9 protein-coding genes and 2 pseudogenes are annotated in these 8,489 nt (G+C 73.0%); 5 read left to right on the top strand and 6 right to left on the bottom strand.

The genetic code is table 11. The features are described 5' to 3' along the window. A pseudogene (locus AB0F18_RS28135) lies at positions 1 to 96 on the bottom strand (glutaminase); the annotation flags it as partial. Between the two features lies 1 nt (position 97). Further along, positions 98 to 1,450, bottom strand: a pseudogene (locus AB0F18_RS28130) (DEAD/DEAH box helicase); the annotation flags it as partial. Between the two features lie 445 nt (positions 1,451 to 1,895). Between AB0F18_RS28130 and AB0F18_RS28125 the strand changes: the two are divergent. Then, a complete protein-coding gene (locus tag AB0F18_RS28125) occupies positions 1,896 to 2,099 on the top strand; it encodes a cold-shock protein (RefSeq protein ID WP_362065616.1) in 204 nt (67 codons plus the stop codon). Between the two features lie 64 nt (positions 2,100 to 2,163). On the opposite strand, the gene AB0F18_RS28120 is transcribed toward AB0F18_RS28125, so the two are convergent. From AB0F18_RS28120 to AB0F18_RS28110, 3 genes are all read right to left on the bottom strand, one after another. Next, complete coding sequence (locus AB0F18_RS28120; RefSeq protein WP_362065613.1) at positions 2,164 to 2,373, bottom strand: ferredoxin; 210 nt, start codon at positions 2,371 to 2,373, stop codon at positions 2,164 to 2,166. A 5-nt stretch (positions 2,374 to 2,378) separates the two neighbouring features. Then, positions 2,379 to 3,626 carry a cytochrome P450 gene (locus AB0F18_RS28115; protein ID WP_362065610.1) on the bottom strand — a complete coding sequence of 416 codons (1,248 nt, stop codon included), beginning with the start codon at positions 3,624 to 3,626 and terminating at the stop codon, positions 2,379 to 2,381. 112 nt (positions 3,627 to 3,738) lie between these two features. Next, entirely contained in the window at positions 3,739 to 4,083 is a 345-nt protein-coding gene (locus AB0F18_RS28110) for a thioredoxin family protein (protein ID WP_362065607.1), read from the bottom strand. Between the two features lie 104 nt (positions 4,084 to 4,187). On the opposite strand from AB0F18_RS28110, the gene AB0F18_RS28105 reads away from it, so the two are divergent. From AB0F18_RS28105 to AB0F18_RS28090, 4 genes are all read left to right on the top strand, one after another. Continuing rightward, a complete protein-coding gene (locus tag AB0F18_RS28105) occupies positions 4,188 to 4,457 on the top strand; it encodes a hypothetical protein (protein WP_362065604.1) in 270 nt (89 codons plus the stop codon). 90 nt (positions 4,458 to 4,547) lie between these two features. Further along, the gene (locus AB0F18_RS28100; RefSeq protein ID WP_362065601.1) at positions 4,548 to 5,153 is read left to right on the top strand and encodes a hypothetical protein; all 606 of its coding nucleotides are present in this window, start codon (positions 4,548 to 4,550) and stop codon (positions 5,151 to 5,153) included. A 166-nt stretch (positions 5,154 to 5,319) separates the two neighbouring features. Then, positions 5,320 to 5,676 (top strand): YciI family protein, encoded by a 357-nt coding sequence (locus AB0F18_RS28095; protein WP_362065598.1) that lies wholly within the window; start codon positions 5,320 to 5,322, stop codon positions 5,674 to 5,676. A gap of 90 nt (positions 5,677 to 5,766) precedes the next feature. Further along, positions 5,767 to 7,002 carry an RNA polymerase sigma factor gene (locus AB0F18_RS28090; RefSeq protein ID WP_362065622.1) on the top strand — a complete coding sequence of 412 codons (1,236 nt, stop codon included), beginning with the start codon at positions 5,767 to 5,769 and terminating at the stop codon, positions 7,000 to 7,002. On the opposite strand, the gene AB0F18_RS28085 is transcribed toward AB0F18_RS28090, so the two are convergent. After that, positions 6,992 to 8,452 (bottom strand): condensation domain-containing protein, encoded by a 1,461-nt coding sequence (locus AB0F18_RS28085; RefSeq protein ID WP_362065595.1) that lies wholly within the window; start codon positions 8,450 to 8,452, stop codon positions 6,992 to 6,994. The genes AB0F18_RS28090 and AB0F18_RS28085 overlap by 11 nt on opposite strands. Positions 8,453 to 8,489: the final 37 nt, after the last annotated feature.

Below are 8,489 nucleotides of genomic sequence, written 5' to 3'. Positions count from 1 at the left end.
GATGAACGGGTTGCGCGGGATGCCGTTCTCGTACTCCAGCTGCACCAGGGAGTTGAACGGGTTGCCGGACGGCTCCCGCCCCACCCGCTCCCACAACGGCGCGGCGGGCCTCGGCGGCCTGGCGCGCCTCGATCGTCCGGCGGGACTCCTTACCCTTGCCGGACCGGCCCGGACGGGTGCCGAGGCCGCGGAAGCCCAGCTCCGTACCGCTCGGCCGGCCCTTCGCGTCGGTCGGCAGGGCCCCGGACAGCGGCACCCCGGAGGGCTTGCGCGCGCCGGTGATCCGGCTCAGCGCCGCCTCGCCCGAGCGCACCTGCGTGATGGTGGGCCGGATCTTCGCGTCGGCCATCAGGCGGACCATGTCGCGCCGCTGGTTGGGGGTGACCAGGGTGACGACCTTGCCGGACTCGCCCGCGCGGGCGGTGCGCCCGCCGCGGTGCAGGTAGTCCTTGCTGTCGGCCGGCGGGTCCACGTTGACCACGAGGTCGAGGTCGTCGATGTGGATGCCGCGCGCGGCGACGTTGGTCGCCACCAGTACCGTGAGCAGGCCGTCCTTGAACTGCCCGAGGGTCTTCGTGCGCTGCGGCTGGGACTTCCCGCTGTGCAGGCCCTCCGCCCGGACGCCCATGGCCCGCAGGTGCTTCACGAACTGGTCGACGCCGTGCTTGGTGTCCAGGAACATGATCACCCGGCCCTCGCGCGCGGCGATCTCGGTCGCCGCCGAGACCTTGTCCGCCGCGTGGATGTGCAGCACGTGGTGGTCCATCGTGCCCACCGAGGCCGACTGCGGGTCGACGGAGTGCGAGACCGGGTCCTTCAGGTAGCGGCGCACGAGCTGGTCGACGTTGCGGTCCAGGGTGGCCGAGAACAGCATGTGCTGGCCCTCGTGGTGCACCTGGTCGAGGATCTCGGTGACCTGCGGCATGAACCCCATGTCGCACATCTGGTCCGCCTCGTCCAGCACCGTGATCCGCACCCGCTCCAGGTGCACGTCACGCCGCTTGACCAGGTCGCTCAGGCGGCCCGGGGTGGCCACCACGATCTCGGCCCCGGTGCGCAGCGCCCCGGTCTGGCGGCCGATGGACAGCCCGCCGACGACGGTGGCCGTGCGCAGCCGCAGTGCCTGCGCGTACGGGGCCAGCGCCTCGGTCACCTGCTGCGCCAGCTCGCGCGTCGGTACGAGGACCAGCGCGAGCGGCCGCTTCGGGTCCGCCTGCCGGCCGGCTGTGCGGGCCAGCAGGGCCAGGCCGAAGGCCAGGGTCTTGCCGGAGCCGGTGCGGCCCCGGCCGAGGATGTCGCGGCCCGCGAGGGAGTTGGGCAGGGTGGCCGCCTGGATCGGGAACGGCTCCCGCACCTCCTGGTCCGCCAGGGTCCTCACCAGCTCGGGGGGCAGCCCCAGTTCGTCGAACGAGGCCACCGGGGGCAGGGCCGGGGTGGCCGTCCGCGGCATGGCGAACTCGCCCTGCGGTCCCAGGGTCCGCGGGGCCTTGCCGGAGCCGGCCCCGCCCTTGTGCCGGGAGCCTGCCGACGTCGCGGCCTTGATGCCGAAACGCCCGTGAGCTGACGGGTTCTTCATGCAGAACCTTCCGTGAGGTGAACAGAGCGCGGAGGGGAACGGGGTCCTGAACGGCGACGAGCCGGGGTCCGTACCCCTCGGTACGGTCCCCGGCTCGTCGTACGCGTCCGCACCGGGCGAAAGCGCCCCGCGCCTGAAGTCTTCCGCCCATTTTACCAGCGGGCCGCCACCGGGGCGGTTCCGCGGGCCCGGGACCTCGGCCGGATGTTCGATACGCCCCCGGTTGGCTGCGCCCGGAGTGTGGCGTGCGGGACGGGTGGGCAGTATCGAGACGGCCGCGCAGCGGCCCGAGCGGAACGTTGAGTAAGGATCAGTACCGATGGCAACTGGCACCGTGAAGTGGTTCAACGCGGAAAAGGGGTTCGGGTTCATCCAGCAGGACGGCGGCGGCCCCGACGTGTTCGTGCACTTCTCCGCCATTCAGGGGACGGGCTACAAGTCGCTGGACGAGAACGCCCAGGTCGAGTACGAGGTCAGCCAGGGGGCCAAGGGGCCCCAGGCGGAAATGGTGCGGCCCCTCTGACACCTCTCCACGCGCGCCGTGCGTGACCGCGGCCCCCGCCGGCCTGCCGGCGGGGGCCGCCTCGTCACTCCCGCACCTGGGACCGCTCCCGCACGGTGATCGCGGAGACCGGGCAGGCGCGGGCGGCCTCCCGGACCATCGCACTGCCGTGGCCGTCCTCGCGCCCGGGGAGCACCTCGCTGAGCCCCTCGTCGTCCTGGGTGAAGACCTGGGGCGCGGCCAGCACGCACTGTCCGGCGCCGATGCAGACGTCCCGGTCCACGGAGATCCGCACGCGGCTCACCACGCCACCGGCAGTTCGATCATGCCCTGCACGGTGTCCCCGGGCTTGAACGGGATCGTGCCGGGGTCGGCGGCCAGGCGCAGCCCGGGCAGCCGGCCGAAGAGCGTGCCCAGCGCGATCTCCATCTCGGCGCGGGCCAGGTTCTGGCCCAGGCACTGGTGGATGCCGAAGCCGAAGGCCAGGTGGCGGTTGGCCGGCCGGTGCCAGTCCAGCACGTCGGGGTCCTGGAACACGGCGTCGTCGCGGTTGACCACGGAGGTGGAGAAGAGCACCCCGTCGTCCGGCCGGATCGTGACCCCGCCGACCTCGATGTCCTCCGTGGCCACCCGCAGCATCACGTCGGCGATGGACAGGAACCGCATCAGCTCCTCCACGGCCCCCGACAGCAGCGAGGGGTCGGCCCGCAGCTCGGCCAGCTGCTCGGGGTGCCGCAGCAGGGTGAAGGTGCCCAGGGAGATCATGTTGGCGGTGGTCTCGTGCCCGGCGATCAGCAGGATCGCCGCGAGCGAGACGAGCTCCTCGACGTCGGTCTCGCCCTTCTCCAGCCGGGTCGCGATCAGCTCGTCCAGCAGGCCCTCGGCCGGATCGGCGCGCTTGCGCAGGATCAGGGCCCTGAGGTAGGCGTGCAGCTGCGTACGGGCGTCGTCGACGTCGGCGAGTCCGGGGCCGCGCAGCAGCCGCCGCGACTGCGCCTCGAAGAACTCGTGGTCCTCGTACGGGACGCCGAGCAGCGCGCAGATCACCATGGACGGCACCGGCAGCGCGAACGCGCTGACCAGCTCGGCCCGCGAGCCCCCGGCCACCATCGCGTCGATCAGTCCGTCCACGGTCTCCTGGATCCGCGGCCGCAGGGCCGCGGCCCGCTTGACCGAGAAGCTCGGGATCAGCATCCGGCGCTGCCTGTTGTGCTCGGGATCGTCCACCCCGAGCAGCGCGGTCCGCTCCCTGCGCAGTCCCTGGAACCGGCGGGTGGGGATGGGGAAGGCCTCGTTCATCCGGTCGGTGGACAGCCGCCCGTCGGCGAGCAGGGCCCGCGCCTCGGCGTGGCCGGTGACCACCCATACGGAGCGGCCGTCGAAGAGGGTGACCCGGGTCAGCGGCCGCTCGTCCCGCAGGGGCTGGTAGGCGGCCGGCGGGTGGTAGGGGCAGGTGCGGTCCTGCGGGAAGGCAAGGGCGTCGGGCGTGGCGCCGGCGACGGCCCCGGACAGGGACTCGGACAGGGATTCGGACAGGGATTCGGACATGGAGAACAACACCTCGCAAGGGATGGTTCCGTCTCGCCGGACTCCATTACATGCCTAAGGCACCTATCCCACCTACGTCACTTTCGGCCAGCCTGCCCGAGTTCACCCACCGCTACAGCCCCGCCGCGTCCAGCAGGCCCCGCAGCTGCGCCGGGGTCATCGGCCCGGCATGGGTCGCCACTGCCTCGCCCGAACGCAGCAGGACCACGGTCGGGGCGCCCGTCACCCCGTAGCGGCGGGTGGTGGCCGGGCAGCGGGTGATGTCCGTGCGGACGGCCGTCAGCCGGGCGCCGTACTCCTCTGCCAGCTCCGCGACGACGGCGTCCATCGCCCGGCAGGCCTCGACGGCCTTCGGCCAGGTGCCGGTGAAGTAGGCGAGCACGGGGGTCCCCTGCGCCATGCCGGCGACGAAGTCGAATTCCTGGTCCTCCAGGGGCCGGTGTACCCGACGGCTCATGGGCGGTGCTCTCCTCGGCTCGTACCTGTGCTCACCGCCAGCCTAGGCCGTGTCTTTCGGATCATGCCGGGCCCGTTGTCAGTGGTGCCTGTGATCCTGGGCGCATGGACCTCAGCACGCCGCGCCGCAGGGTCTACGGCGCCGACCACGACGACCCCGACCCGGGCCCGCGCCCCGGCCACGCCTACGGCGAGCTCGTCGGCGGCCCCCTCGACGGGCTGCTCCTCGACGTCACCGGCTGGAGCCCCGGCCGGCTGGCCGAGGAAGCCCGCCTGCCCACCGAGATAGGCCGCTACGGCCCGGGCGGCCGCGCCCACTACCGCCGCCGCGCGGCGGACCCGGACCGCTGGGACTGGTCGGGGGACAGCCGGTAGGTGCGCAGCCCGCCGGTTTCGCCGGAAGGGCCCGGTTCGGAGATCATGAAGCATCGCCTGGGGAAGGAAGTGACCGTGGGTCACCTAGTCATGAGTACCGGCAGCATGCGCGAAGCGATGCGGCTGCTCACCGCCGTGGAGCGCACGCCCGAGCAGGAGCGGATGCTCGGCATCGTCCGCGAGAAGTGCCGGGCCGTGGACGCGCGCCTGCACGGCCAGGGCATCGACCTGGACGTCTCCGTGGCCCGGGCCCTGGAGGAGCTCCTCGACGGCACCGTCAGCGCGAGCGAGGGCTCCGGCTACCACTACGCCCTGCACGCCCTGATCTCCTCGTACTTCTCCGACACCCACGACCTCGGGGACTGGCGGCGCCAGTCCTGGCTCTGGACGGTCGACGAGGAGCTGTCCCGCGCCGGGGTCCCGGCCCGGCTGGCCATCTCGCAGATCCTGATGTCCGGCCCGCCGGTGCGGCTGCCCTCCGCCGGGGACACCACCCCCTGGATGGGGACCTTCCCGACCGGGCTGGCCGCCGAGTTCGTCGCCGCGCACGAGGCCGTGCTGGACCGGGTGGCCCCGGAGGTCCGGGAGACCGCCGAGGCCTTCCTCAAGGCGATCCGCTTCGAGGCCGAGGAATGGGCCTCGGCGGACGAGGACCGGCGCCGCAACCAGGACACGATGTTCTTCTGGTGCTCCTGACGCAGGTGCGGTGCGCGCGCCGGACGGCAGCTCCGGCGGCCGGTCCGGTGGCCCGTCCGGAAAATTCCTCGAAGAATTCTCCGGGAGCCGTCGATCCGGGCCCTCCCCGTTCGACGCAGGGGTGAGCGGCGGGGAAAGCCCCCGCCCTCCCGACCGAGGAGTCACCATGCCGCGCTTCCTGACGCTCATCCGCATCGACGAGCAGGACCTGCCCCCGGAGAACTTCCCCCCGGAGTTCGAGCAGCGCATGGGCGCCCTCCTGGAGGAGGTCACCAAGGCCGGGGTCATGCTCGACACGGCCGGACTGCTCCCCACCGCCCAGGGCACCCGCCTCGACTGGTCCGGAGGGAAGATCAGCTTCACCGACGGCCCCTTCACCGAGACCAAGGAGGTCGTCGGCGGGTACGCCCTCCTCCAGTGCAAGGACAAGGCCGAAGCCCTGGAGTGGACCAAGCGGTTCCTGGAGACCCACCCGACGTCCTGGCACGTCGGCGCCGAGGTCCGCGAGATCCAGGAGATGTGACCCCCGCCCGCGGGAGGTGACCCCGGCCCCCTCCCGCGCCGCGTTTGCCCCGCCGGGCCACGGCTGCTCTGATGGGTGGCCGTGACGGCAGTGACCACGGCCCGGGCGGTCGAGACGGTGTTCAGGATGGAGTCCGCGCGGATCATCGCCGGCGTCACCCGCATCGTGCGGGACGTCGGCATCGCCGAGGAACTCGCCCAGGACGCCCTGGTGGCCGCCCTCGAACAGTGGCCCGCCTCCGGGATCCCCGACCGGCCCGGCGCCTGGCTCATGGCCACCGCCAGGCACCGGGCCGTCGACCTCGTACGCCGCAAGGAGACGTACGCCCGCAAGCTCGCCGAGGTCGGCCGCGCCCTGGAGGACGTACCGCCGCCCGACGAGCCCGCCGACCCGGACGACATCGACGACGACCTGCTGCGGCTGGTGTTCACCGCCTGCCATCCGGTCCTCTCCACCGACGCCCGGATCGCCCTCACCCTGCGTCTCGTGGGCGGGCTCACCACCCAGGAGATCGCCCGCGCCTTCCTGTCCTCCGAGCCCACCGTCGCCCAGCGCGTCGTCCGCGCCAAACGGACCCTGGCCAAGGCCGGGGTGCCCTTCGAGGTCCCGTACGGCGACGACCGCGAGCAGCGCCTCGCCTCCGTCCTGGAGGTCATCTACCTGATCTTCAACGAGGGCTACGCGGCCACCGCCGGCGACGACCTCGTCCGCCCCGCCCTCTGCGAGGACGCCCTGCGCCTGGCCCGGCAGCTGGCCGCCCTGATGCCGGACGAGCCCGAGGCGCACGGGCTCGCGGCCCTGCTGGAGTTCCAGGCCTCCCGCACCGCCGCCCGCACCGGCCCCGACGGCGAACCGGTCCTGCTCGCCGACCAGAACCGGTCCCGCTGGAACCGGCTCCTCATCCGGCGCGGGGTCGACGCCCTCCGGCGCGCCGGCACCGGCCCCTACTCCCTGCAGGCCGCCATCGCCGGCTGCCACGCGGCGGCCGTCCGCTACGAGGACACCGACTGGACGGCCATCGCCACCCTCTACGGACGCCTCGTCCGCCTGCTCCCCTCCCCGGTGGTGGAGCTCAACCGGGCCGTCGCCGTCTCCATGGCCGAGGGCCCCGAGGCCGCCCTGCCGCTGGTCGACGCCCTCGCCCGGGAGCCCGCCCTGCGCTCCTACCACCTGCTGCCGAGCGTACGGGGGGACCTGCTGGAGCGGCTCGGGCGCGGGCGGGAGGCCCGGGCCGAGTTCGAGAGGGCGGCCTCCCTCACCCGCAACGCCCGCGAACGGGACCTGCTGCTGGGCCGAGCCGCCGCCCTCCCCGGCGTCAGCCCCTGACCCCGGCCTGCCGCGCCCGCCGGTCGGGCTCGGGGCGCCGCGGGGACGTCAGCCCGACCGGCCGGCGGAAGCCGCCCGTGCGGGCGACGCACTGCACCGTCCGCCGCAGCGCCTCCTGGAAGTCGTCCATCGTGCGCCGCGCGGCGGGGGTGTCCACGTACAGGGAGTTCATGTGCAGCCCGTCCGCGTCCCGCTGGAACCACGAACACGTCCCGTTGCCCGTCGCCGACCACACGTGCGTGGTCGGCCGCCACTCCTCGTGGCGCTCGGCGCCCGGGCACCGGCGCATGTCGATGTACGAGAAGAAGTTCACCGCGTGCGGCCAGGAGCGCAGGGCGAACTCCTCCGGGGCCAGCAGCTCCCAGGCCCTGACGAACGGCACGTCCAGGTGCCGCATCATCTCCCGGAACCCCTCCCGCACCCCGGCCACCACCTGGGCGAAGTCCTTGCCGGGGGAGGCGTCGAACTCGATCGGCAGGGTGTTGACGAACCAGCCCACCGAGTTGGTCCACGTCTCCCGGCCGCGCTCGCTGACCGGCATGAACCCCCGGTACGCCCCCGGCCCGCCAGCCTCCCGCAGGCATACGGCGACGGAGGCCAGCAGACCCATGAACGGCTTCGCACCGGCCTCCCGGCACACCTTCTCGAAGACCTCGGCCTCGGCGGCGTCAAGCAGCCAGGAGGCCTCGTTCACGATCGGGTACATCCGGCCCGGTTCGACGCCCAGGTCCAGCGGGAAGCGGGGGAAGAACTCCCCGTTGCGCTCGATGAACGACCGCCAGTAGCCCAGGCGTTCGTCGTCGGCGCCGATGGAGAGGTAGCGGCGGCGCTGCTCGTCGGCGAAGTCGAGATAGCTGGGCGCCGCCGGCAGCACGGGCTCCTCGCCGCGCAGCAGGGCCTCGTAGGAGGTCAGCACCTGGTGGGCGACGACCGGCATCGACATGCCGTCGCAGACGATGTGGTCGAACGCCAGGTACACGGTCGCGGAGTCGGGGCGCACCACCGCGCCCATCACGAACAGCGGCCAGGACAGGGTGTCGATGCTCCGCTGGAACCGCTCCGAGAGGAACGCCCCCAGCCGCTCGGCCGAGCCGTGCGCGGCCACGTCCTCGGCCACCAGGGCGAGTTCGTCCGCCGGGAGGGGAGCGCAGGACACCTCCCCGGCCAGCCGCAGGAACTCGCACCGCAGCACCTCGTGCCGCTGGACGAAGCCGAGCAGGGCCCGCGCCAGCACCGGTTCGTCGAGCGGGCCCTCGACCTCGAAGGTGACGGCCACCCAGGACGCGACCCGGTCGCCGTCCGCCCGGCTCTCCTCGGCGACGGTGAAGTGCTTGTCCTGGTTGAACGAAGCCCTCCGGTCCGCCGCGCCCGGAGCGGTCGTGGAGCGCAAACGCCACTCGACCAGACGCCCCGGCGCCACATGGTGCATCTCCAGCGGAAACTGCCGCATTCACGCCATCCCTTCGTCCCCCGAATGAGCCCCGAGC

The sequence above is a fragment of the Streptomyces sp. NPDC029216 genome, assembly GCF_040648015.1.
Classification (GTDB): domain Bacteria; phylum Actinomycetota; class Actinomycetes; order Streptomycetales; family Streptomycetaceae; genus Streptomyces.
The sequence above is the reverse complement of the archived record's forward strand: the minus strand, read 5'-3'. Positions and strand labels throughout refer to the sequence as shown.

Bases quoted from the DNA above. Each gene is read 5' to 3' on its own strand.
- AB0F18_RS28110 (WP_362065607.1), bottom strand. From the start codon at position 4,083: ATGAGCCGTCGGGTACACCGGCCCCTGGAGGACCAGGAATTCGACTTC.
- AB0F18_RS28105 (WP_362065604.1), top strand. From the start codon at position 4,188: ATGGACCTCAGCACGCCGCGCCGCAGGGTCTACGGCGCCGACCACGAC.
- AB0F18_RS28100 (WP_362065601.1), top strand. From the start codon at position 4,548: ATGAGTACCGGCAGCATGCGCGAAGCGATGCGGCTGCTCACCGCCGTG.
- AB0F18_RS28095 (WP_362065598.1), top strand. From the start codon at position 5,320: ATGCCGCGCTTCCTGACGCTCATCCGCATCGACGAGCAGGACCTGCCC.
- AB0F18_RS28115 (WP_362065610.1), bottom strand. From the start codon at position 3,626: ATGTCCGAATCCCTGTCCGAATCCCTGTCCGAGTCCCTGTCCGGGGCC.
- AB0F18_RS28125 (WP_362065616.1), top strand. From the start codon at position 1,896: ATGGCAACTGGCACCGTGAAGTGGTTCAACGCGGAAAAGGGGTTCGGG.
- AB0F18_RS28085 (WP_362065595.1), bottom strand. From the start codon at position 8,452: ATGCGGCAGTTTCCGCTGGAGATGCACCATGTGGCGCCGGGGCGTCTG.